General features: G+C 70.4%; 16 protein-coding genes. 7 read left to right on the top strand and 9 right to left on the bottom strand.

Annotated elements, in window-relative coordinates; all coding sequences use genetic code 11:
• The 5 genes from A4U64_RS02730 to A4U64_RS02710 form a co-directional block, all read right to left on the bottom strand.
• Window positions 1-708, bottom strand: coding sequence for an ABC transporter ATP-binding protein (locus A4U64_RS02730; protein ID WP_029545867.1), 708 nt, complete (start codon window positions 706-708; stop codon window positions 1-3).
• Entirely contained in the window at window positions 705-1505 is an 801-nt protein-coding gene (locus tag A4U64_RS02725; RefSeq protein ID WP_006935204.1) for an ABC transporter ATP-binding protein, read from the bottom strand. The genes A4U64_RS02730 and A4U64_RS02725 overlap by 4 nt, the downstream gene beginning before the upstream one ends.
• The gene (locus A4U64_RS02720; RefSeq protein WP_065922112.1) at window positions 1502-2737 is read right to left on the bottom strand and encodes an ABC transporter substrate-binding protein; all 1236 of its coding nucleotides are present in this window, start codon (window positions 2735-2737) and stop codon (window positions 1502-1504) included. The genes A4U64_RS02725 and A4U64_RS02720 overlap by 4 nt, the downstream gene beginning before the upstream one ends.
• Before the next feature lie 80 nt (window positions 2738-2817).
• The gene (locus tag A4U64_RS02715; RefSeq protein WP_006935202.1) at window positions 2818-4362 is read right to left on the bottom strand and encodes a long-chain-fatty-acid--CoA ligase; all 1545 of its coding nucleotides are present in this window, start codon (window positions 4360-4362) and stop codon (window positions 2818-2820) included.
• 78 nt (window positions 4363-4440) lie between these two features.
• Window positions 4441-5367: a cyclase family protein gene (locus tag A4U64_RS02710; protein ID WP_065922111.1), complete on the bottom strand. Its 927-nt coding sequence runs from the start codon at window positions 5365-5367 to the stop codon at window positions 4441-4443.
• A gap of 1094 nt (window positions 5368-6461) precedes the next feature.
• On the opposite strand from A4U64_RS02710, the gene A4U64_RS02700 reads away from it, so the two are divergent.
• Complete coding sequence (locus A4U64_RS02700; RefSeq protein ID WP_065922109.1) at window positions 6462-9497, top strand: NAD-glutamate dehydrogenase domain-containing protein; 3036 nt, start codon at window positions 6462-6464, stop codon at window positions 9495-9497.
• A 153-nt stretch (window positions 9498-9650) separates the two neighbouring features.
• Here the strand turns inward: A4U64_RS02700 and A4U64_RS02695 are convergent, their stop codons facing one another.
• Both A4U64_RS02695 and A4U64_RS02690 read right to left on the bottom strand, forming a co-directional pair.
• On the bottom strand, window positions 9651-11489 hold the full coding sequence (locus tag A4U64_RS02695; protein WP_065922108.1) for an FAD-dependent oxidoreductase: 1839 nt from the start codon (window positions 11487-11489) through the stop codon (window positions 9651-9653).
• A 261-nt stretch (window positions 11490-11750) separates the two neighbouring features.
• The gene (locus tag A4U64_RS02690) at window positions 11751-13253 is read right to left on the bottom strand and encodes a PucR family transcriptional regulator (RefSeq protein ID WP_065922107.1); all 1503 of its coding nucleotides are present in this window, start codon (window positions 13251-13253) and stop codon (window positions 11751-11753) included.
• A 134-nt stretch (window positions 13254-13387) separates the two neighbouring features.
• On the opposite strand from A4U64_RS02690, the gene gabT reads away from it, so the two are divergent.
• Window positions 13388-14776 (top strand): 4-aminobutyrate--2-oxoglutarate transaminase, encoded by a 1389-nt coding sequence (gene gabT, locus A4U64_RS02685; protein WP_050035862.1) that lies wholly within the window; start codon window positions 13388-13390, stop codon window positions 14774-14776.
• A complete protein-coding gene (locus tag A4U64_RS02680) occupies window positions 14773-16218 on the top strand; it encodes an NAD-dependent succinate-semialdehyde dehydrogenase (protein WP_065922106.1) in 1446 nt (481 codons plus the stop codon). Before gabT ends, A4U64_RS02680 begins: the two co-directional genes overlap by 4 nt.
• A 96-nt stretch (window positions 16219-16314) precedes the next feature.
• Here the strand turns inward: A4U64_RS02680 and A4U64_RS02675 are convergent, their stop codons facing one another.
• Window positions 16315-16980 carry a TetR/AcrR family transcriptional regulator gene (locus A4U64_RS02675; RefSeq protein WP_006935192.1) on the bottom strand — a complete coding sequence of 222 codons (666 nt, stop codon included), beginning with the start codon at window positions 16978-16980 and terminating at the stop codon, window positions 16315-16317.
• A 126-nt stretch (window positions 16981-17106) separates the two neighbouring features.
• Between A4U64_RS02675 and A4U64_RS02670 the strand changes: the two genes are divergently transcribed.
• The 4 genes from A4U64_RS02670 (at window position 17107) to A4U64_RS02655 (ending at window position 22794) form a co-directional block, all read left to right on the top strand.
• Window positions 17107-18525 (top strand): flavin monoamine oxidase family protein, encoded by a 1419-nt coding sequence (locus A4U64_RS02670; RefSeq protein ID WP_043798532.1) that lies wholly within the window; start codon window positions 17107-17109, stop codon window positions 18523-18525.
• Window positions 18526-18805: 280 nt separating this feature from the next.
• Complete coding sequence (locus A4U64_RS02665; RefSeq protein ID WP_006935190.1) at window positions 18806-20233, top strand: gamma-aminobutyraldehyde dehydrogenase; 1428 nt, start codon at window positions 18806-18808, stop codon at window positions 20231-20233.
• Window positions 20234-20309: 76 nt separating this feature from the next.
• A complete protein-coding gene (locus tag A4U64_RS02660; RefSeq protein ID WP_065922105.1) occupies window positions 20310-21200 on the top strand; it encodes a universal stress protein in 891 nt (296 codons plus the stop codon).
• Between the two features lie 7 nt (window positions 21201-21207).
• Window positions 21208-22794, top strand: coding sequence for an APC family permease (locus tag A4U64_RS02655; protein ID WP_006935188.1), 1587 nt, complete (start codon window positions 21208-21210; stop codon window positions 22792-22794).
• Between the two features lie 43 nt (window positions 22795-22837).
• Here A4U64_RS02655 and A4U64_RS02650 read toward each other — a convergent pair whose 3' ends face one another.
• Entirely contained in the window at window positions 22838-23449 is a 612-nt protein-coding gene (locus tag A4U64_RS02650; protein WP_006935187.1) for a TetR/AcrR family transcriptional regulator C-terminal domain-containing protein, read from the bottom strand.
• Between the last annotated feature and the right edge of the window lie 31 nt (window positions 23450-23480).

Below are 23480 nucleotides of genomic sequence, written 5' to 3'. Positions count from 1 at the left end.
TCAGTAGCCGAGGTAGGCGCGTCGCACCGACTCGTCGTGTGCGAGACCGGCGGCGGGACGCTGGGCGACGATGCGACCGGCGTCGACGAGCACCGCGGACGACCCGATGTCGAGGGCCAGGTGCGCGTTCTGCTCGACGACGAGAATTGTCGTCCCCGTCTCCGCATTGATGCGGCTCAGCGCACGGAACACCTCCTGGGTGATGCGGGGGGCCAGGCCGAGGGACGGCTCGTCGAGCAGCAGCAGCCGTGGTGCGGCGACGAGGGCCCGGGCGATGGCGAGCATCTGCTGCTCGCCGCCACTGAGTCCGCCGGCCTGCTGCCGACGCCGCTCCCGCAGCCGGGGGAAGAAGTCGTACCACTGCTCGATCGCCCGGTCGGTGTCGGCGACGGCGGCCGCGTACCCTCCGATGCGGAGGTTCTCCTCGACCGTCAGGTCGCCGAAGGTGCCGCGGCCCTGCGGAACGTGCGCGATCCCGAGACGCGCGATCCTGTCGGTGCGCATGCCTGCGATGTCCCGGCCGTCGAATTCGATCCGGCCACGAGTGCGGACCATGCCGCACAGCGCCCGCAGGATGGTGGTCTTGCCGGCACCGTTCGCGCCGAGCACCACCGTCACCGCGCCCTTCTCGGCTTGAAATTCGATGCCGTGCAGAACTTCTGCACTTCCGTACCAGGCGAAAAGCCCCTCGACGCTCAGCAGGCTCACGCCGCACCCCCCAGGTACGCCTCGACGACCTCGGGGTGCGCGGCCACGTCGGCCGGAAGCCCCTCCGTGATCTTCTGCCCGAAGTTCAGCACGACGACGCGGTCCGAGATCGACATCACCATCGCCATGTGGTGCTCGACCAGCAGCACCGAGAATCCTCGTTCGTCACGCAGTTGCCGGACGGTCTCGGCGAGTTCGAGCACCTCCTCGTGGATGAGGCCGTTCGCGGGTTCGTCCAGCATCAGCAACTTCGGACGCTGCATCAGCGCCCGCGCGAGTTCGATCCGTTTCAGCGTCCCGTACGGAAGGGTGCCCGCCGGTTCGCGACCGACCCGGGCGAGGTTCATCGACTCGAGCAGTGCCCATGCCTCGTCGCGCTCGCGTCGCTCCTCACGTCCGGTCATCGGCAGACCCAGCGCGGCCCCGAGAAACCCGGTCCGGGTACGCGAGTACGCACCGGTCAGCACGTTGTCCACAACCGACATCGTGGGGAACAACCCGATGTTCTGGAACGTTCGGGCGATACCGACATCCGCGACCCCGTCCGCCGACAGCGACAGCAGATCCTTGTCCCCGAAGGCGATTCGTCCCGATTCCGGCTGGTACAGCCTGCTGATGCAGTTGAACAGTGTCGTCTTTCCCGCCCCGTTCGGACCGATCAACCCGACGATGTGGCCGGGCTCGATCGTGAACGAGGGACCGTCGAGCGCGACGACGCCGCCGAACCGGAGCCGGACCTCCTCCACGACCAGGGCGGGAACCGCGCCGTCGTCGCCGGCGTCCGGTACGGACGTCATCGCTCGGTGCTGCGGGTGACCGCAGCGTCGTAGTGCCACCTGCCGTCGCGGAATGTCATCGGCGCCATCGAGGTGATCGCGTAGGGATAGTCCGGCGTGGTGTCGAAGGTGATTCCCTCGATCGCGAGGTCGGTGGTCACACCCCGCATGTTCTGCACCGCGTCGAGCAGGTCGGCCCGCGTGCAGCCGTCCATCTGCTTCAGGGCGGTCACCAGCAGCTGGGCGGAGTTGTAGCCGGTCGCCGCGATGGTGTCGGTGGTCTTGATCTTCCCGGAGTTGCGTTCGGCGAATTCCCGCCATTTCTGCACACCGGGCTTGGCGTCGTGATCGGTGCTGCTGACGTCGTAGATCCAGTAGAAGGAGTGGACGCCCTCGGCGGCGTCCGGACCGGCGGGGGCGAGGACGAAGTTGGTGTCGGTGGCGCCCGAGTAGATGTAGGTGTCGGGTTTCCATCCGAGTTCGTGCGCCTTCTTCAGCGACTGGGTCACGAAGCTCGCCGTCGCAAAGTTGACGAAGACGTCGGCGCCGGAGTTCGCGAGGTTGACCACCTGCGAGTCGACGGACGGCGTCGTCTGCTCGTAGGCCTGCTGTGCGACGACCGCGGTACCGCTGCCGTCGAGTGCGGACTTCAGGGCGTCGAGGCTTCCGTTGCCGAGGCTGTCGTTCGGGTACAGCACCGCGATCTTCGCCTGTGGATGGTCGCGCAGGATGATCTCGGCACGCTCCGAGACCTCCCATCGTGTCTGCGGGTTCACCGCTCCGGCCACGACAGGGCGCTGCTCGTGCGTGGCCAGCAGTTCGTCGGTGCCGGTCATCGGGAACACGAGCGGCACGTTCTTCTGCGTCAGGTAGTCCACGACGGCGAGCGTCGAGGCGGTGCCGATCAGATTCTGGATCGCGAAGACCTGTTCCTGTTCGACCAGTGAGCGGACGTTGCCGACGGTGCGTGCAGGGTCGTATCCGTCGTCCATCGCGATGTACTCGATCTTGCGGGTCTTCCCGTCACCCATGGTGACCCCGCCCGCGGCGTTGATCTCGTCGAACAGCGCGGTTGCGGCGACCGCTTGAGGTCCCGCGACGGACTGCATGAGGCTTGTTCCGAAGCGGATCTCGATGTCGGTGATTCCGGGATCGCAGTCACCCGCCGAAGTGGCGGTGTCCCGGCCGGAACAGGCTGCCAGGGCGGCGGTGGTGCACAGGGCAGTAAGGCCCACGGCAAGAGTACGTTTCATGGTCGCTCCGTGTGTCGAGAGGTGGGCAGGGCAGGACAGAAGTGTGGCTCGGGGCGGCGGGCCGGACTGGGAGGCTTGTGCTAGACGAGTGTTCGGGTGGCGAAGCGCTCGCGAAGATCGCGCTTGAGGATCTTGCCGCTGACGTTCTTCGGGAGGGCGTCGACGAATTCGACGCGCCTCGGCACCTGGAATCCGCCGAGGTGCTCTCGGCACGTCGCGATGATCTCGTCCGCGGTAGCGGTGGAGCCGGAGCGCAGAGCAACAATGGCGCAGACGATTTCGCCCCACGTCTCGTCCTTGACGCCGATCGCGGCCGCCTCGGCCACCGCCGGATGACTGTACAGGGCCTGTTCCACCGTGAGAGAAGCGATGTTCTCGCCACCACTGATGATCAGGTCCTTCTTGCGGTCCACGATGTAGACGAATCCTTCGGCGTCCCGTCGCACCAGATCACCGGTGTGGAACCAGCCGTCGGTGAACGCGGCGTCCGTCGTGTCGGTGTCGTTCCAGTAGCCGGCCATCACCTGGTCGCCACGGACGACCATTTCGCCGATCTCTCCGACCGGAACGTCCCGAAGCTCGTCGTCCACGATTCGAATATCCGCCAAACGCATCGGCTTTCCGGCTGCCGCAAGGAGGTTGGACTCCCCGTTCGCGGCGCGCCGATGCGCCTGCTGGTCGAGGTGCAGCACATTTCCGGCCAGCTCGGTCATGCCCATACCCTGATAGAAGTCACAACCGAGGCGGTCGAGTCCCTCCCGCAGTACGGGAGCGGGAATCGCCGACGAACCGTACCCGATCGCCTCCAGCGTGCCGAGGTCGTGCGCGTCGAGCGCCGGATCCTGCAGCAGGAAGTTGATCATCGTGGGCGCCAGGCCGGTCTGGGTGACCTTCCACTGCTGGACCAGCCGGAGGAAGGTGGCATTGTCGTAGGCGCGGATGATCCCGACCGTGGCACCCATCAGGTGGTTCAGGAGCGTCACGTAACCGCCGACGTGGCAGAGCGGGAAGCAGAACAGGAAGACGGTGTCCTCCGGCAGCGCCCACTGGAGGGCCGAGGAGGTTATGCCGGTGAGGAGGTTGCGGTGGCTGAGCATCACACCCTTCGGCACCCCGGTCGTGCCGCTGGTGTAGACGATCCATGCGATGTCGTCAGGACGCGGACGTACCTTCGGTTCCGTCGCGGGCGCGCCGGCGACGAACGCGTCCCATGACAAGAACGCCGCATCTGCGTCGGCGTCGCCGATCACGACGACGGTATGCACCGACGTGATCCGGTCGCGGATACTCGCGACCATCTCGGCGAAGTCCTCGGAGACTACGAGGACCGCGGCGCCCGAGTGCTCGACGAGCGCCGCGATCTGCTCGGGATGCAGCCGGAAGTTCAGGATCGTCAACGCCATGCCCGCCATGGGCACGCCGTAGTAGCAGTCGAAGTACTCGGTGCGGTTCGTGGAGAGGATCGCGACGCGGTCGCCGGGGTCCGCGACGCCGAGGAGTGCGTTCGCGAGGCGGCGGCTGCGGTCGCGCAGCTGGCCGTAGCCGACCGTCTCGTCTTCGAAGCGCAGGGCGATTCGATCGGGATGCTTGCGTGCGCTGTACTCGACGATGTCGCTGAGCAGCATTCGGTTCTCCTTGGCGTGATGAAATGGGCGGTATCGGGTCGGTTCGGCCGAGCGGGAGGATTCCGGCTGCCGGTCGTGTCAACGGATGGCGAGAGGGTTGATCGGGGAACCGACTGCCCGGGTGAACTGCAACGGCGGCCCCGTGTAGAAGAAGTCGTAGATGCCGTCGGCGGCGCATGCCTTCGAGAGTTCTTCGAAGTCGAGCATCTCGGCGAGCGTCATGCCCATGTCTCGGATCAGCACCATGTGCAGTTCGAAGAGGGCGCCCGGGTTCTCCCCGGGTATCACCTCGACGGCCCAGTTGTCGGCACCTACGACCGCCACGTCCCGGTCGCGCAGCCACCGTGCGCACGACAGGCTCAGCCCCGGCTCTCCCGCCATGTACGCGGCCGAATCGGACTCCGCGAGAAACTTGGCGTGCCAACCGGTTCGGATCAGGAGGATGTCGCCCGGCCCGACCTCGACGCCCTGCGCTTCCACGACGGCATCGAGTTCCTCGGGTGTGATCGCGGTTCCCGACTCGAGCCATGGGAGACCCCGATGCCGGGCGACGTCGAGGAGCACGCCGCGGCCCGCGATGCCCTTGGCCTGGGTGTGGATGCCGCACTTGTCGGCGCCCTTGACGGTGACGCCGTCGCCGGGATGCCCGTTGTACAGCTGCTCGTCGTAGTGGACGTGCGCGAGGGAGTCGTACTGCGACCCGGCTTGCAGCGGCATGAAGACGTAGTCGTCGGCCCACTTGAAACCGCCCGGCAACACCTGCTCCTGCCCGTTTTCGGACATCAGACGGATCGGGTTGATCCGGCTTCCGCCCGGCTGCGGACCGTTGCCGTCGAGCGGGATGCCCAGTTCGAAGATCTGTCCGGTTCGGATCAGCCGTGCCGCGTCCCTGACCCGCTCGGGGGTGATGAGGTTGGTCGTGCCGCGCTCGTCGTCGGCGCCCCACCGCCCCCAATTCCGTACCTTTCGTCCGAGTTCACGCATGTCAGGAACGGCGGCGGTCATCGATATCTCCTCTGGACAGTGAAACGCGTCGGACATGCAGTATGACGTGACAGTCATGTCAACTGCGCTCAGATTGTGTTCCACAACACTCGGAGTGTCAACACCCGGCCGGACATCATCGGACGATGGCGACCACTGGTGGTCGGATGCAGCGTCGGCTCGATGAGCGGATACCGACGCGCCGCCGAACTTCGTCGCACCCCAGGTGAGTACGTCGCGGTCCTCATCGTCCGCCCTGGAACGGAGGTCCTGGAACAGTGCAGTCGGGGCGCCGAAAACGCTTCCGGCACCGCTGCCCTGTGGGACGGCGTAGGCCCCGCCGAGTGCCTCAGTGCCGGGACCTGGATCAAGAACACTCCTCTCCGTTCCACACCACCTGTTGACCGACGCAGTGCCCGACCTCGACTCGGCTCTCATGCGGACACTTCCGGACTCTCCGAATCCGAAACTGTTGACCGCATGGCCGGACGTGTCGATGCGGCACCTCGACGCCGACGGAGCGCACACCGCCGGCGCATGGCGCTCGATCTCCTCCGCTCGGCGATTGCACGAACCCGCGGCGACGCCGGCGACTCCCGCCACGTAATCCTGAAGGAGGTCAGCTGATGAGCCCGCCGACAGAGCTGCCCGGCGGCGACGCGGGACGGGGAAACCATTATCTGTACGCCCGAACGCCCTGGGGTAGCACCATCGAACTCGTCACCTGTCCCACGTCACAGGCCTACGAGTCCGGCACCGGGCTACGCCGATGGCGTCCGTCGGCCACGAAGCCGAACGACTCGCGTCACCAGGAGCCCTGACCCTCGTGAAGCCGCGTACGACGGCAAACCGGTCCAATCCATGAACCGGTGAGAAAGGCCCCGGGCCGAGAAGCTCCCCGCAGAGATCTTCTCGGCCCGGCCCTCGCCCACCGGCGCGGCGTACAGTTCACCGACGCCGACGGATATACACAGGTCACCCGCAGCCTCGAGCGGATCAGCCTCCACTCCGAATCGGCGATTCGCGGCGCTCCGACCGCTCCACTTCGGCCCTGCCTTACCGGAGGCAGAGGCGGCAGACTCGCCCCATCGCCGCAGCCCCGGAAAGGACCCCACGTGAGCGCCCCCTCCCTGTCCCAGCACACGACGACGCTACGTTTCCTCGACTCCGCCGACGGCAGTCCGCTCGGCTGCCTCGCCTCGTGGCCGAACCACCGGTTCACCCTCACCGACGTCGTCGACGTCCTGCGGCGCTTCGGTCTTCACGTGAGCGACCACCGGCCGCTGGACGAGCCGGGGGCGCACCACTTCACGATCGCGCCGTCCGGAACCGCCGCTCCGGATGCCGGGGTGCTCGACCTGATCGCGGACGCGTTCGTCGCGGGCGCCGAGGGTCGCACCGACATCGACGACTTCTCGATACTCGTTCTGCAGGAGGGTATCTCGTGGCGATGGGTCGACCTGATCCGGGCAGCCGTCCGGTTCCTGGCGCAGGCCGGCATCGGCCTGTCGCCGACGTACATGCTCGGCTGCCTGACGGCCACCCCCGGCTATGCCGCGGCCCTCGCCGCACTGTTCGACGCCCGGTTCCGCCCCGGGCTGCCCGACCGGGAAGCCGCCGTCGCCGCCGCGGCCTCGGCGGTGGCCGGCCACATCGATCGCGCCGCGACCTTCGACCTCGACCGGACCCTGCGAGGGCTGCGCTCGTTCGTCGACGCGACCCTGCGTACCAACTGGTTCCAGAGCGGGGGCACCAAACCGTACGCGTCGTTCAAGCTCGATCCGTCCGCGCTGACCGTCGGCGGGGCGATCGTGCCGTTGCGGGAGATCTACGTCCACTCCCGCGACGTCGAGGGCGTGCACGTGCGGGCCGAGCTCGTCGCGCGGGGCGGGCTGCGGTTCTCCGAACGCCCGGAGGACTACCGCACCGAGGTCCTCGGACTGATGGCGACCCAGGCCGTCAAGAACGCGCCCATCGTCCCGGGCGGCGCCAAGGGCGCCTTCGTGATCCGCCCCGGATCCACCGCGGACCTCACCACCGCATACACCACCTTCATCCGCGGCCTGCTCGACGTCGTCGACAACGTCGTCGACGGAGCGCCGACCACCCCGGCCGACACCGTCGCCTACGACGGCGCGGACGCCTACCTGGTGGTCGCCGCCGACAAGGGCACCGCCCGCATGTCCGACACGGCGAACGCCGTTGCCGCCGAATACGGTTACTGGCTCGGCGACGCCTTCGCCTCGGGCGGCTCGGCCGGCTACGACCACAAGGCGATGGGCATCACCGCCCGCGGCGCGTGGGTGGCCGTGCGGCACCGCTTCGCCGAACTCGGTCACGACGTCGACACGCAGACCTTCACCGTCGCGGGCATCGGCGACATGTCGGGTGACGTCTTCGGCAACGGCATGCTGCTCAGCGACCGCATCCGCCTCGTCGCGGCCTTCGACCACCGGCACATCTTCCTCGACCCCGACCCGGATCCCGACGCCTCCCACCGCGAGCGCGCGCGTCTGTTCGCGCTGCCGCGCTCGTCCTGGGCCGACTACGACCCCGCGGCGATCTCCGCGGGTGGCGGCGTGTGGCCGCGCACCGCCAAGGCCGTGCCGCTGTCCGCGGCCGCCCGCGCGGCCCTCGGGATCGACGCCGAGACCCTGACGCCCGACGAACTGATCAAGGCCGTGCTCCGCGCGCCCGTGGACCTGCTGTGGAACGGCGGTGTCGGCACGTACGTGAAGGCCTCCGGCGAGACGCACGGCGACGCCGCCGATCCCGCCAACGACCGGGTCCGGGTCGACGCCTGCGAGGTGCGTGCGCGCATCGTCGGTGAAGGCGGCAATCTCGGCTTCACCCGCGCCGCACGTGTCGAGTACGCGCGCCACGGCGGCCGCTGCGACGGCGACTTCATCGACAACGCCGCCGGCGTCGCCACCTCCGACCGGGAGGTCAACATCAAGATCGCAGTCGATCGCGCGGTCGCGGCCGGAACGCTGGCGCCCGGACAGCGGGAGACGCTGCTCGCCGCGGTGACCGACGACGTGGCCGAGGCCGTGCTCACGGCGTCCCGGGATCAGGTGCTCGCCCTGGGTTGCAGCGAGCACGACGCCCCGGCGCTGCTCACCCAGCACGAGCGGCTGATCGAGGATCTGGTGCGGGCCGGCCGGATCGCCCGCGACGGCGACGGCCTGCCCCCGACGGCGGAGATCCGGGAGCGGAGCCGGGCGGGAACGGGCCTGCTGCGACCGGAACTCGCTGTGCTGCTGGCGCAGTCGAAGAACGTCGTCGCGAGCGAGCTGGCCGCGTCGTCGCTGCCGGACTCCCCGGCCTGCACCCCGTGGGCCGAGAACTACTTCCCCGCCGAGATCCTGGCCCGCGCCGGAAGCGGCGTGGCCGAGCATCCGCTGCGCCGGGAGATCGTCGTCGCGTCGCTCGCGGACGAGCTCGTCAACCGTCTCGGCCCGGGAGCGCTGTACCGGTTCGAGGAACGGTTCGGCGCCGCCACCGCGGACTCGGCGCGCGCTTACGTGGTGGTCAGCCGCGTGCTGCACACCGAGGACATCCGAACCCGGATCCTCGCGGCGGGCTCCGATGCCCGCAGCACGCTGGCGGAGCTGAGTACGCTCGCGCGCGTCGTCGAGGCCGAGATGGCGTGGTTGCTGCGCCACACCGCCCGCCGGACGCTCCGCGACGTGCTCGCGGGTGCGTGCGACGACGCGGACACACCGGAGGCTCTCGTGGCGCTCTTCGCCGCGCCCGTCGCCGCCGCACTGGGCAACCGGCCGTCGGCCGAGGACTGCCGCGGCGCGTTCGCGAACGCCGCGGTGGCGCTGCGCCTGGGCACCGACCCCGCCCGTGTCGCCGCGGCCCGGGACGCACTGATCGACAGCCTTCACATCCGTTGGCTGCTCGAAGGTTTCGCCACCCGCGTCCGCGGCTCCTACTGGGAGGCCATGGGCGCGGCGGCACTGCGCGACGAGATCTCCGACCGCCTCGACGCGCTCGTCGTCACCGCGCTCGACGGGAGTGCCGCCGACCCGACCGGTCGCACACACCGTCTCGTGCGACTCCTCGACCGGCTCCGCGGCGAGGACGCGGTGGACACCGCACGGCTGGCCGTGATCGCCGGGGAACTGCGCCTGCTCGACCGTTGAGCGCGTGCCTCGCAGGGACGGGACCCTGTGTGCGGCATGGTGCTATGGCGTGGTCGATGCGTTGTCTTCGCGCTCGGTCACCTGCGGCGAAGGCCGGTGCTCGGAGGGTGCCCTCGACCGCCGTGCCGACGGTCGAGGGCACCGACGAGATGCTTACGCGTCGTCCTGCCGCTTGGCTGCTTCCCGTCCCGCGAGGTAACCGAACACCAGCCCGAGCGAGATCGTCCCCCCGGCGCCTCCGTAGAAGCCCTTCGTGGGTGCGCCTCCTGCGTTGCCGGCGGCGTACAGGCCGGGAATGACCTTGCCTTCGGTGTTCAGCGCGCGTCCGAGTGCGTCGGTCTTCGGGCCGCCCACGGTGCCGAGCGCGCTGGCCTGGACCTCGAGCGCGTAGTAGGGCGCGGTGTCGACCGGTCCCAGCACGCTCGACTTCGGGCTCTTCAGCATGGGTCGGATGATCTTCGCCAGGGGTCCGACCACGAGGGAACGCACGCGTTCGGGGTCGTTCCTCTTCGCCACCCGTCCGGCGAGCTTGCTCACGATCGGACCGATCGCCGCGGCGATGCGCATCCGCGCCTTTGCGGTGGCGGCGGGGAACCGCGCGTCGGGCGAGTTCTTGCCCAGCCGGGGATAGTAGGCGCCGAAGTAGCGGTCGAACAAGGTCTCCCCGCGGTGGAACTGCGGGTCGCAAGCTCGGGCGGCCTCGGGGTTGAACCGGTCGACTGTGCGGAGCAGCCCCACCTCGTCGACCCCGATCCTGTTCGCCAGCTCCGACAGGGTGTCGGCGCGGTGGAGGTAGTCGGGCACCTCTGCGCCCGGCGTGACGCCGAAGATCCCGAACTTCGTCCAGTAGTTGTGGTCGAAGATCAGCCAGGCCGTGGCATTGGGCATGGTGCCCGTCTCCGGGTCGACCTCGCGCATGATCTGCCCGAACTGGTCGTAGGCCAGGGCCTCGTTCGCGAAGCGCTCACCCTTGCTGTTGACCATGATGCTGTGCGGCAGCGCTCGCTCGCCCAGGAACACACGACTGAGCGGGCGGCCCTCCAGCTCTTCACCGGGCAGCTGCACGCCGGGCATCCACCAGGCGTCCTCCATGCCGGTCAGATCAGCGCCCACCTCCTGCGCCAGCTGCACCGCGATGCCGTCGTGGCCCTGGGGGGAGACCTGCACGCCGAAGGGCGCGTCGAGGTAGGTCGTGGTGATCTCGGTCGAGCTCTCGAACCCGCCGCTGGCCAGCAGGACCCCCCGGGTGGCACGCACCGTGTGCTCGGCGCCGGCGGCGCGCACGACGATCCCCCGCACCCCCGACTCGTCGGTGACAAGCCGGGTCGCGGGCGTCTCGACGCGAACGTCGACGCCGTTGCGCAGGCCCGCCTCGAGCAGCGCTCCGATCAAGGCCGGTCCGGCGAGCCAGACGTCGTCGATGCCGATCCCGCCCAGCAACCAGAACGGGAGCGGGTTCTTGGCCATGCCCGTGGTCAGGGCCGGTCGCACGTACTTCGCGTTCTCCCCGAGTCCCTCCGGGGAGTACGGGCCGGGGAACAGTGCCCGACCGACGGACGCGCCGTCGATGTCGGAGCGGTAGTCCGGCCAGATCGTCGGGATCCACCCGAAGGAGGTGTGCTCTTCGAGGAACCGGGCGACGTGCGGTCCGGTCTCCAGGAACTTCTCCACCAGGTCGTGGTCGAGGATCCGGTCGCGACCTTGGCCGTAGATGTACCGCCGCGCCTGGTCCAGGTCGTCGTGCACCTTCAGGTCCTTGGTCGAGAAGCCGTGGTTGGGGATCCAGGCGGCACCCGCCGAGATGCCGGTGGCGCCCCCGACGATCTCCCGGGACTCGACCACGAGGACTCGTGCCCCCTCCTTGGCGGCGGTGAGCGCCGCCATCAGGCCTGCGCCGCCGGACCCGACGATCGCCACGTCCACCTCGTCGGGGATGCCCTTCTGGGACACGGTCCCGATGGAGCCGCTGTGCTTGGTCGAACTGCTAGCCATGATCCTCCGTACGGTCGGTTTCGGTCACGCCCCTCCCGACGGAAGGGCGCGACGCTCGTCATATAGTTGATTACTCAATCATATAGTTGAACACTCAACCATACTTTCCTGTTCCCGGCCGAAGTCGCCCCGCGACGACCACTCGGGCTCTCCCCGGGAACGGTGCCGCGCCGGCTCCGACGGCATTCCGGCCGGCTGGACGAACTCGTCCGCAGCGTGAAGGGCCGACTACGACTGCAGCACTACGCCGTTTCCAGCTACCTAGGGCGCCGGTTCCCCGATCAGCAGGGCGAGCAGCAGCTCGGCCCGGACGCGGGCGTCGCCGAGGTCGACGCCGAGCACCTGCTCCGCCTTGGCGATCCGGCTGCGCAGGGTGTGCCGGTGCACCTCCAGAGCCGCGGCCGCCGCCTCCCACTGCCCGTTCGCCTCGAGGAACGCCCGCAGCGACGCGACGAGCCTGGTCCCCCGGCCGCGGTCGTAGTCGGCGAGAGCGGAAACAGTGGACGCAGCCACGGATTCGAGTACGGCCCGCACCGCCGGGGAGGCGAGCAGGGCGGTTCCGTGCGTGGCGTCGAACTCGACGAGGCGGTGGGCCGCGTCCGCCGCGGCCACGGCGTGTTCGGCCTGCTCGACGGCGCGGCGGGTGTCGGCGAGCCGGTGCGCGGCGCTGAGCCCGGCGCGGAGGGTGCGCGCCTGCGGCGGGGCGAGGTCCGCCAGTAGCGCCGCCACGTCGGACAGCGTGTCCTCACCGCGCAGCAGCACGGTGAGCGCCTCGTCGCCGCTGCGCGCGTACAGCGGGCGCTGCCGGGCGCCGAGACCGGCGTCCAGCACGCGCCGCACGTCGGCCGCGGCCGGGGTGTGCAGACGCAGGATCCGGATGCGGTTGCGGGCGCCGACCGCGTCGGCGAGATACTCCAAGGCGTCGCCGGAGTCGAGGACGTCGTCGACGAGCAGGCCGAATGCCTTCGCGCCCAGCGCGTTCCGCTCCGCACGCAGCCGCCGCGGCTTGTCCAGCTCGAGGGTGACGAGGGAGACGGCGTGGCCGATCAGGACGAGCTCGACGTTCTCGAGCGGGCGGTCGGCCTGCACGGCCAGGTGTCCGCTGACGAGGCCGGCGTGCGTGACCGGTTGCACCGTCAGCGTCCGGCCGGGCCGGCTCGTGGTGACCGAGCCGGCACCGTCCCGGCGCAGCTCCGAGATCTGCTCTGCCAACTCCGCCGCGGCCTCGGGGTGGGCGACCACCTCCCCGCTGCGCTCGTCGAGGTAGGCGACGGCGGCGCTGGTGGCGACGGCCAGTTCCCGCACGATCGCGGCCACGCCGCCGCGCAGCGCGGCGCGGGTGATGCGCACCTGGGTGTCGGCGGCGCGTCGCACCAGCTCGTACTGCTGTTCGGCGAGCCGGGCGGTGACGGCACGGCTGACGGCGGCGAACGGCGTCGTGTACGGCACCTCGAGCAGCGCCAGCCCCACCGCGTCGGCCGCCTCGAGCACCGACTGCGGGATCCGCTCGTGCGACAGCCCGGTGCCGAACCCCAGGGCGGCGACGCCCGCCTCCGCGAGGCGGCGCACGTAGTCACCGCCCTCCTCCGCATGCAGCCCCAGGCCGGTCGTGAGGACGAGTTCCCCGCCGGAGAGCCAGGGCCGCGGGTCCAGCAGTTCGGTGGGCTGGACGAAGCCGATCGGCCGCTCCTTCCCGGTCCGGCCGCCGCGCAGTGCCAATCCCAGTCCCGGTTGCCGCAGCAGCCAGGCGATGCCGACGCTCATGGGGCCATCGTAAGACCGCTCGACGAAATGGCGCGGTGCGATTCACCGGGTTGTACGAATCGGCCCTGTCTCGGGTCCGCGGACGCTCCCATACTCGAATCGTCTCTACGCCGCCGAGCCCGAGGAAGTCCCCCATGACGAGCATCGAATACCGCCTTCCGCAGCAGCGTCGCCTGGTCACCGCGCTGCCCGGCCCGCGCTCGGCGGCACTGACCGAGCGTCGCCGCACGGCCGTCGGGGCGGGTGTGGCCTCCTCCGTGCCGGTCTACGCCGCCGACGTCGACGGCGGCATCGTCGTCGACGTGGACGGCAACGCCCTGATCGACCTCGGTTCCGGCATCGCGGTCACCAGTGTCGGCGCCTCGGACCCGGCGGTCGTGGCGGCGGTGCAGGAGCAGGTCGCGCACTTCACGCACACCTGCTTCATGGTCACTCCCTACGAGGGCTACATCGCCGTCGCCGAGAAGCTCGCGGCCCTGACCCCCGGCGACCACGCCAAGCGCACGGTGCTGTTCAACAGCGGCGCGGAGGCGGTGGAGAACGCGGTCAAGATCGCCCGGGTCGCGACCGGTCGCAGCGCCGTGGTGGTCTTCGACCACGCCTACCACGGCCGCACCAACCTGACGATGGCGCTGACCGCGAAGAACCAGCCCTACAAGGAGGGCTTCGGCCCGTTCGCCCCGGACATCCACCGCGTGCCGGCGTCGTACCCGTTCCGCGAGGGCCGCAACTACGACGGCACCGAGGTCACCGGTGAGCAGGCCGCCCATCGCGCGATCGCGCAGATCGACAAGCAGATCGGTGCGCACAACGTCGCCGCGATCGTGCTCGAGCCCATCCAGGGCGAGGGCGGATTCATCGTGCCGGCCAAGGGTTTCCTGCCGACCCTCGTCGACTGGGCGAAGGCCAACGGCATCGTCTTCGTCGCCGACGAGGTGCAGACCGGCTTCGCGCGCACGGGCGACTGGTTCGCCAGCAACGACGAGAACGTCGTGCCGGACCTGATGACCCTCGCCAAGGGCATCGCCGGCGGCATGCCGCTCGCCGCGGTGACCGGCCGCGCCGAGCTGATCGACGCCGTCCACGGCGGCGGCCTCGGCGGCACCTACGGCGGCAACCCCGTCGCGTGCGCCGCGGCGCTGGCCACGCTGGACCGGATCGAGCAGCTGGACCTGTGCGGCCGCGCCCGGCGCATCGAGCAGATCGCCACCGAGCGGCTGCGGGCGCTCGCCGCGGACGTCGACATCGTCGGCGAGGTCCGCGGCCGCGGCGCGATGCTCGCCGTCGAGTTCGTGCAGCCCGGCACGCGCGAGCCGAATCCGGAGGCCACCAAGGCGATCGCCGCGAAGGCGCTCGAGCAGGGTGTCATCGTGCTCACCTGCGGCACCTACGGCAACGTCGTCCGCCTGCTGCCACCGCTGGTGATCTCCGACGAGCTGCTCACCGACGGCCTCGACGTCCTTGCTGCCGCCGTCCGCGATGTCGCGGGCGTGCGCCCGACCCTGGCAGGAGCCACCCGATGACCCACACCCTCCCCGCGGGCGTCCCGACCCGGCTCTGGCTGGGCGGCAAGCTCACCGACTCGTCCACCGGCGCGACGTTCCCCGTCGAGGACCCCGCCACCGGCGCGGTGCTCGCCGACGTCGCCGACGCCTCCGCCGACGACGGGCTGCGCGCCCTCGACCTCGCCGTCGCCGCGCAGGCCGAGTGGGCCGCGACCGCGCCCCGGGTGCGCGGCGAGATCCTGCGCACCGCCTTCGACCTCGTCCACGCCCGCGCCGACGACTTCGCCCGCGTCATCACCCTCGAGATGGGCAAGACCGTCGCCGAGGCGCGCGGCGAGGTGAACTACGGCGCCGAGTTCCTGCGCTGGTTCGCCGAGGAGGCCGTGCGCATCGGCGGCCGCACCGCCACCGCCCCGGCCGGCAGCGGGCGCATCCTCGTCACCAAGGAACCGGTCGGGCCGGTCCTGGCGATCACCCCGTGGAACTTCCCGCTGGCGATGGCCACCCGCAAGATCGGCCCGGCCCTGGCCGCGGGCTGCCCGATCCTGGTCAAGCCGGCCGCCGAGACCCCGCTGACGATGCTGCTGCTCGGGCAGGTCTTCGCCGACGCCGGCCTGCCGGCCGGGGTGCTGTCGATCCTGCCCGCCACCGACGCCGCGGCGCTGACCGGGCCGCTGCTCACCGACGCGCGGCTGCGCAAGATCACCTTCACCGGCTCCACCGGCGTCGGCAAGCTGCTGGTCCGCCAGTCCGCCGACCGGCTGCTGCGCACCTCGATGGAACTCGGCGGCAACGCCCCGTTCCTGGTGTTCGACGACGCCGACGTCGACGCCGCCGTGGACGGCGCGATGGCCGCGAAGATGCGCAACGGCGGCGAGGCCTGCACCGCCGCCAACCGCTTCCACGTCGCCCGCAGCGTCGCCGGCGAGTTCACCGACAAGCTCACCGCCCGCATCGCGGCGCTGCGCACCGGCCACGGCCTCGACGACGGCACCGACCTCGGCCCGCTGATCACCGCCCGGCAGCGCGCCACGGTCGAGGCACTGGTGCGCGACGCCGTCGAGCGCGGCGCCCGGGTCCGCACCGGCGGGCAGATCCCCGCCGGACCCGGCACGTTCTACCCGCCGACCGTGCTCGACGAGGTCCCGGCCGACGCGCGACTGCTGCGCGAGGAGATCTTCGGTCCGGTCGCGGCGATCACCGTCTTCGACACCGAGGACGAGGCGATCGCCGCCGCCAACGCCACCGAATACGGCCTGGCCGCGTACTTCTACACCCGCGACCTCGACCGCGCGATGCGCGTGGCGTCCGCGCTGAAGACCGGCATGGTCGGTGTCAACCGCGGCATCATCTCCGACGTCGCCGCCCCGTTCGGTGGCGTCAAGGAGTCCGGATTCGGCCGCGAAGGCGCGGCCGAGGGTATCGAGGAATACCTCGACACCAAGTACATCGCCCTGTAGGCCCCGCGGCGGGACCCCGCCCGGCAATCGAATACCGGCTCGGTCCGGGATCACGGCACACCGCCGGTCCCGGACCGAGCCGTATCCTCTTGCGGCTCAGTCCTTCCGGAGCAGCTCCAGGCGCGCCTCGAGTCCGGCGATCATCGCGTCGAGTCCGGCGTCGAAACCGGCGTCCGGGGTGTAGTGGCCGCCCGATCCGGCGAACGCGTCGATCGCCGCGGTGAACACCGGGCTGTCGCCGGCGAGGTCGGCGGTGTCGAAGATGTCGGCCGGTGCGTTGGCGTCGAGCGCGGAGCCGAAGATGAACGACTCCAGCGCGACGACGACCGGCACGATCGTGTCGATCGGCCACCCGGCCTCCGCGAAGCCCGCCGCCACCGCCTCGTACACCGCCAGGGTGCGGGGCGCGCCCGCGACGGGCATCACGGCGATCACCGGGACCAGCGGCGCGTGCCGGGCGAACACGTCCCGGTAGGACAGGGCCCACCGCCGCGTCGCCACCGCCCACGGCTCGGCGCCGAAGCCGCTCACGTCGACCTTCGTCATGAGGTCCTCCTGCACCCACAGCAGGACGTCCTGCTTCGAGCTCACGTGGTTGTACAGGGCGGACGGGGCCACACCGAGGGCACGGGCGAGCTTGGCGACGGTGAAGGCGTCGTAGCCGCCCTGCTCGATCACGTCGAGCGCCGCGTCGGTGATCGCCTGCCGAGACAGCACTTTCGTCGACGGCCGGCCGGCGCGTCGATGCGTCCCCTCTCCCACGCCGCTCCCCTTCGCCTCACGATTCCGGCCACGAATTGCCGCGAAGGTCTTCTCCTCGCGCCCCGATGAGGTTACAGTGTGATGCGACACATATGAATGTCGTTCATTTTCTCGAAGGGGAATCCCATGAAATCCATCGAGCGTGACGTCGTCGTCGTCGGGGCGGGCCCGTCCGGCCTGACCGCCGCCTACCGCCTCCGGCAGGCGGGCCTGCGGGTCGCCGTCCTCGAAGCCCGCGACCGCGTCGGCGGCCGCACCTGGACCGACACGATCGACGGAGCGATGCTCGAGATCGGCGGTCAGTGGGTGTCTCCCGACCAGACCGCCCTGATCGCGCTGCTCGACGAACTGGGCCTGCGCACGTTCTCCCGCTACCGCGAGGGCGAGAACATCTACCTCGACGCCGAGGGCCGGCCCGTCCGGTACCGCGGCGAGATGTTCCCCACCTCCGAGCACACCCGCGCCGAGATGGACAAGCTGATCGCGCTGCTCGACGAACTCGCCGCCGAGATCGGCCCCCGGGAGCCGTGGGCGCATCCGCGGGCGCGGGAACTCGACACCGTCTCCTTCCACCACTGGTTGCGGGCCAACTCCGACGACGAGGAGGCGTGCAACAACATCGGGCTGTTCATCGCGGGGGGGATGCTCACCAAGCCGGCCCACGCGTTCTCCGCACTGCAGGCGATCCTCATGGCGGCCTCCGCGGGCTCGTTCAGCAACCTCGTGGACGAGGACTTCATCCTCGACCAGCGCGTCGTGGGCGGCATGCAGCAGGTGTCGCAGCGGCTCGCCGAAAAGCTCGGCGACGACGTCTTTCTCGGCAACCCGGTCCGGACCCTGCACTGGTCCGAGGGCGAAGAACCGGGCGCGCCCGGGCACGTGCGGGCGGTGGCCGACGGCGTCACCGTCGATGCCCGGTTCGCCGTGCTGGCCGTGCCGCCGAACCTGTACTCCCGGATCTCCTACGTCCCGCCGCTGCCGCGCCGCCAGCACCAGATGCACCAGCACCAGTCCCTCGGTCTCGTCATCAAGGTGCATGCCGTGTACGACACGCCGTTCTGGCGCGAGGACGGCCTGTCCGGCACGTGCTTCGGCGCCGGGGCACTCGTCCAGGAGATCTACGACAACACCAACTTCGAGGATCCGCGCGGCACCCTGGTGGCCTTCGTGGCGGACGAGAAGGCCGACGCCGTCTTCGAACTCCCCGCCGAGGAGCGCAAGGCCGCCATCCTCTCGTCCATGGCCGGCTACCTCGGCGAGAAGGCGCTGAGCCCGGTCGTCTACTACGAATCCGACTGGGGCTCGGAGGAGTGGACCCGCGGAGCCTACGCGGCGAGCTACGACCTCGGCGGCCTGCACCGCTACGGCAAGGACCAGCTCACCCCCGTCGGTCCGATCCTCTTCTCGTCGTCCGACCTCGCCGCGGAGGGCTACCAGCACGTCGACGGAGCCGTGCGCATGGGCGAGGACACGGCCCGGCGCATCCTCGACGCCCTCGGCTCCCGCTCGGCCGCGGCCGCGGTGGCCGGCGCCCCGGCACACTGACCGACCCTCGCGGCCCGGCCGCCTCGACACCGAAGACCCTGTTCTACACCACTTTTCACGACTCCTTCGGCGCGCCCGTGGCGGCGCCCGACGCGCTCACGACAACGTGAGCGTTCCGGTCGCGGCGGCGCCGTCCCTCCGGCGGCGCCGCCGGCTTCCGAGCTTGCGCTCCCACCCCGCCGCCGGACCCCTGGCCGGGCACCCGCGGCGCGGCCCACACTGATCACCAGAGATCCCTGCCCCTCCCACCCGGCCGGGCAGGCTTCCGAGAGGACCCCCCATGACCGACATCCGCGAGAACTACATCGACGGCGCGTTCGTGCCCTCGACGGCCACGGAATCCCTGCCGCTGATCGACCCGGTCGACGAGTCCCTCGTGGGCTCGATCCCGGTGTCGACCGCCGCCGACGTCGACGCCGCGGTGGCGGCCGCGCAGCGCGCGTTCCGGAGCTGGGGCAGGACCACCCCCAAGGAACGCCAGGCGGCGCTGCTGAAGCTCGCCGACGCCCTCGAGGAGCACTGCGACGAACTCGTCGAGGCCGAGTGCCGCAACACCGGCCAGCCGAAGTCCATGATCGCGGACGAGGAGGTCAAGGTCGGCGCGGATCAGCTGCGCTTCTTCGCCGGCGCGGCCCGCCTGCTCGAGGGCAAGGCGGCCGGTGAGTACATGGAGGGCCACACCTCCTACGTGCGGCGCGAGCCGATCGGTGTGGTCGGCCAGGTCACGCCGTGGAACTACCCGCTGATGATGGCGTTGTGGAAGATCGGTCCCGCGCTCGCCGCCGGCAACACGATCGTGCTCAAGCCCAGCGACACCACCCCGGACAGCACGCTGGTGCTGGCCCGCCTGACCCAGGGCATCCTGCCCGACGGTGTCTTCAACGTCGTGCTCGGCAACGCCGCCACCGGGGCCGCCCTCGTCGAACATCCCGCACTCGGCCTGGTGTCGATCACCGGCTCGGTCCGCGCCGGCATCGAGGTGGCGGTCTCCGCGGCCCGGCAGCTCAAGCGCGCCCACCTCGAACTCGGCGGCAAGGCCCCCGTCCTGGTGTTCGACGACGCCGACGTGGCCAAGACCGCCGAGGCCGTCGCGGCGGCCGCCTTCTTCAACGGTGGCCAGGACTGCACGGCCGCCACCCGGGTACTGGTCCACGAGTCCGTCCACGACGATCTCGTCGACGCGCTGGCGCGGCAGGCCGAGCAGCTGCGACCGGGCCGGCCCGACGACCCCGACGCCTTCTACGGCCCGCTCAACAACGCCCAGCACTTCCAGCGCGTCACCGACAAGATCGCCGCCCTGCCCGCCTCGGCGACGATCGTCACCGGCGGCACGCGCGCCGGCGAGAAGGGCTTCTTCTTCGAGCCGACGATCGTCACCGGCGTGGACCAGCACGACCCCATCGTGCAGGACGAGACGTTCGGCCCGATTCTGACGGTGCAGTCCTTCGCCACCGAGGACGAGGCCGTCGCCCTGGCCAACGACGTCCGCTACGGGCTCGCCGCGAGCGTGTGGACCCGCGACCACGGGCGCACCCAGCGCCTGTCCGCCGCGCTGGACTTCGGGGCGGTGTGGATCAACTGCCACATCCCGCTCGTCGCGGAGATGCCGCACGGCGGGTTCAAGCACTCCGGCTACGGAAAGGACCTCTCCGCCTACAGCGTCGAGGACTACACCCGCATCAAGCACGTGATGAGCACCCACGACTGACCTTCCGCGGCCCCACCGCGCCGTCGCCGGAGCCGGCACCACCCCGGCTCCGGCTTCCCTACCGGATCGGATTCCCATGAGACTGGTTGTCGGATACCTCGCCACCCCCAGCGGCGCGGACGGGCTGGCGCTCGGCGTCCAGCTGGCCCGCAGCCTGGGCGCCGAACTCGACATCTGTATGGTCCTGCCCCCGGATCGCCCGGTGCCCTCCCGGGCACCCACCGAGCCCGGGTACGAGGACGTCCTCGCCGGAACGGGCGAAGCGTGGCTCGCCCAGGCGGCGGCCACGGTGCCCGACGACGTGCGGGCACATACCCACCTGAGCTTCCACGAGTCCTTCGCGCAGGGCCTGCTCGACGAGGTGGCGCGGCTCGGCGCCCGCGCCGTCGTCGTCGGTGCCGCGGGCGACGGGCTCCTCGGCCGGCACTCCATCGGCACGGTGTCGTCCGAGCTGTTGCATTCCGCGCCCGTGCCGCTGGCCCTGGCACCGCGGGGATTCCGGCACTCCGCCGCCCCCCGGATCCGCGAGGTCACGTGCGCACTGGGCACCCGCACCGGAGCGGACGTCCTGCTCCGGACCGCGGTGCGCGCCTGCGAGCACATGCGCACGCCGCTGCGGCTCGTCTCGCTCGTCGCGTTCGATCCGCACGGGGTCGGGCGCGGCGCACATCCGTCCCACGAGCACGTGCTCGAATCGGCGCGGGCACATGCCCGGTGCGTCCTGGACACCGCACGCGCCCAGCTCCCCGACGACTTCCCGGTCGCCTCCCTCGTCGCGGACGGTGCGACCGTCGAATCGGCGGTGGCCACGCTGGAGTGGCGCGACGGCGACGTGGTGATGGTCGGCTCGAGCCGGCTCGCCCAGCCGCACCGGCTCTTCCTGGGTTCGACGGCAGCGAAGATGCTGCGGGTCGTTCCGGTGCCCATGGTCGTCGTTCCCGCCCACGACCCCGAGAACAGTGAGTAGGCCCGCCATGACGAATTCGCTTCCTCCCACCCGGGTTCGAGAGGCCGACCCGGTGATCACCCCCGGCGACGGGGTCGTGCCGAAGGGCCTGGCCGCCGGCAGGATCGGCACGTTCGCCGGCGCCGTCCTGGGCATCTCGTCCGTCGCGCCGGGCTACACGCTGACGGCGAGCATCGGCCTGATCGTCGCGGCCGTCGGGCTGAAGATGCCGGCGATCTTCATCGCCGGGTTCATCCCGATGTTCCTCACGGCGTACGCCTATCGCGAACTCAATTCCGAATCACCGGACTGCGGGGCGTCGTTCACGTGGTCCACGAAGGCCTTCGGCCCGTACGTCGGGTGGATGTGCGGCTGGGGCATGGTGATCGCGACGATCATCGTGCTGTCCAACCTGGCCGCGATCGCCGTCCAGTTCTTCTACCTGTTCCTCGCCCGCATCACCGGAGACTCCGCGATCGCGGATCTTCCCGGGAACAAGTTCGTCAACGTGGGCACCACCCTGGTGTTCATCGCGATCGCGACATGGATCGCGAGCCGCGGCATCACCACGAGCGAACGCGTCCAGTACGCGCTCGTCGGCTTCCAGATGGTGCTCCTGCTCGCGTTCGCGGTCGCGGCACTCGTGCACGTCGGCGCGGGCGACGCGCCCGCCGGGCTGTCGCTCGACGCCTCCTGGTTCGACCCGTTCCACGGGCTTGCGATCGGCGCCTTCGTGATCGGCGTGACCGGTTCGATCTTCGCGTTCTGGGGGTGGGACACGTGCCTCACCCTCGGGGAGGAGTCCCGGGACCCCAAGAAGACCCCGGGCCGGGCCGGCCTGTTGTGCGTGGCGACGATCCTGCTGACCTACCTGCTGGTGTCGGTCGCGGCGATGATGTATGCCGGTGTCGGTACGACGGGTCTCGGACTGGGCAATCCCGACAACTCCGAGAACATCTTCGGCGCCCTCGCCGATCCGGTCCTGGGCCAGTGGGGTGGTCTGCTGCTCTTCCTCGCCATCTTCGTCTCGTCGGTGGCGAGCCTGCAGACCACCTTCCTGCCGGCGGCGCGGACGATGCTCGCGATGGGTGCCTACGGCGCGTTCCCGCGCCGGCTGGCCGCGGTGCATCCCCGCTTTCTGGTGCCCTCGTACGCGACGGTCGTCGCGGGAGTCGTCACCGCGGTGTTCTACGCCGGCGTGACGTTCCTGTCCGAACGCACCCTCCTCGACACCATCGCCGCGCTGGGCATCATGATCTGCTGGTACTACGGGATCACCGCGTTCGCGTGCGTGTGGTACTTCCGCGGACGTCTGTTCACCAGTGCCCGCAACGCCGTGTTCCGGTTCGTCTTCCCCCTGTCGGGCGGGATCATGCTCGCCGCCGTCTTCGCGATCTCGGTGGGCGAGAGCATGAATCCCGACAACGGCAGCGGCGCCGAGATCGGCGGCGTCGGGCTGGTGTTCTTCCTCGGCTTCGGCATCCTGCTGCTCGGCGCGGTCCTGATGCTGGTGATGCGGGTGCGCAATCCGCAGTTCTTCCGCGGGGAGACCCTCACGCGCAGCACCGCCGCGCTCACCGGGGAGACGGACGTGTTCACCACCGACCGCGGTTGAACCCGGACCGCACCGACCACCGCGCCGACGCCGGCCGGGCCGTTCAGGCCCCGGCCGGCGTCTGGGCGACCAGGCCGGCCACCAGTGCGCGCAGGCCGAATTCGAAGGCGGCGTCGGCCCGTTGCGGATTCGGGCAGGCGGTCTGCAGCGCGGCGCGCATCGCGTCGCCGGTTTCGGGGACGTTCGCCCACACCACCTCGGGCGCGGCGAGGTCGAGCGCCGAGCCGAGGACGAAGCTGTCCACGGTGGTGATGGCATGCAGCACGTGCGCGGGCGTGAATCCGGCATCCGTGAAGGCCTGCGCGAGAGCGTTGTAGAGCCCGAACGCGACCGGGGACTGCACGGTCTGCGCGGTGAACAACGGGATCAGCCGCGGATGCGCGGCGTAGGCGCGACGGTACTCGCGGGCGAGGCCGGCGACCGTCTCGGACCAGTCGCCGGCCGGTTCGCCCACGACGATGGTGGACATGATGCGCGCCCGCATGGCCTCGACGATCTCGGCGCGTCCCGACACGTGGTTGTACAGCGACGACGGCCGCACCTTCAGCCGCTCGGCCAATCCCGGCATGGTGAAGTCGCCCGCCGTGTCCACCATGTGAATCGCTGCGTCCGTGATGATCTCGGGCGACAGCAGCCGCTTCGGCGGTCGTGGCATACGAAAACTCCTCGAAATCGTCGTGGGCTCT

Source organism: Rhodococcus sp. WB1 (assembly GCF_001700945.1).
GTDB lineage: Bacteria > Actinomycetota > Actinomycetes > Mycobacteriales > Mycobacteriaceae > Rhodococcus > Rhodococcus aetherivorans.
The sequence above is the reverse complement of the archived record's forward strand: the minus strand, read 5'-3'. Positions and strand labels throughout refer to the sequence as shown.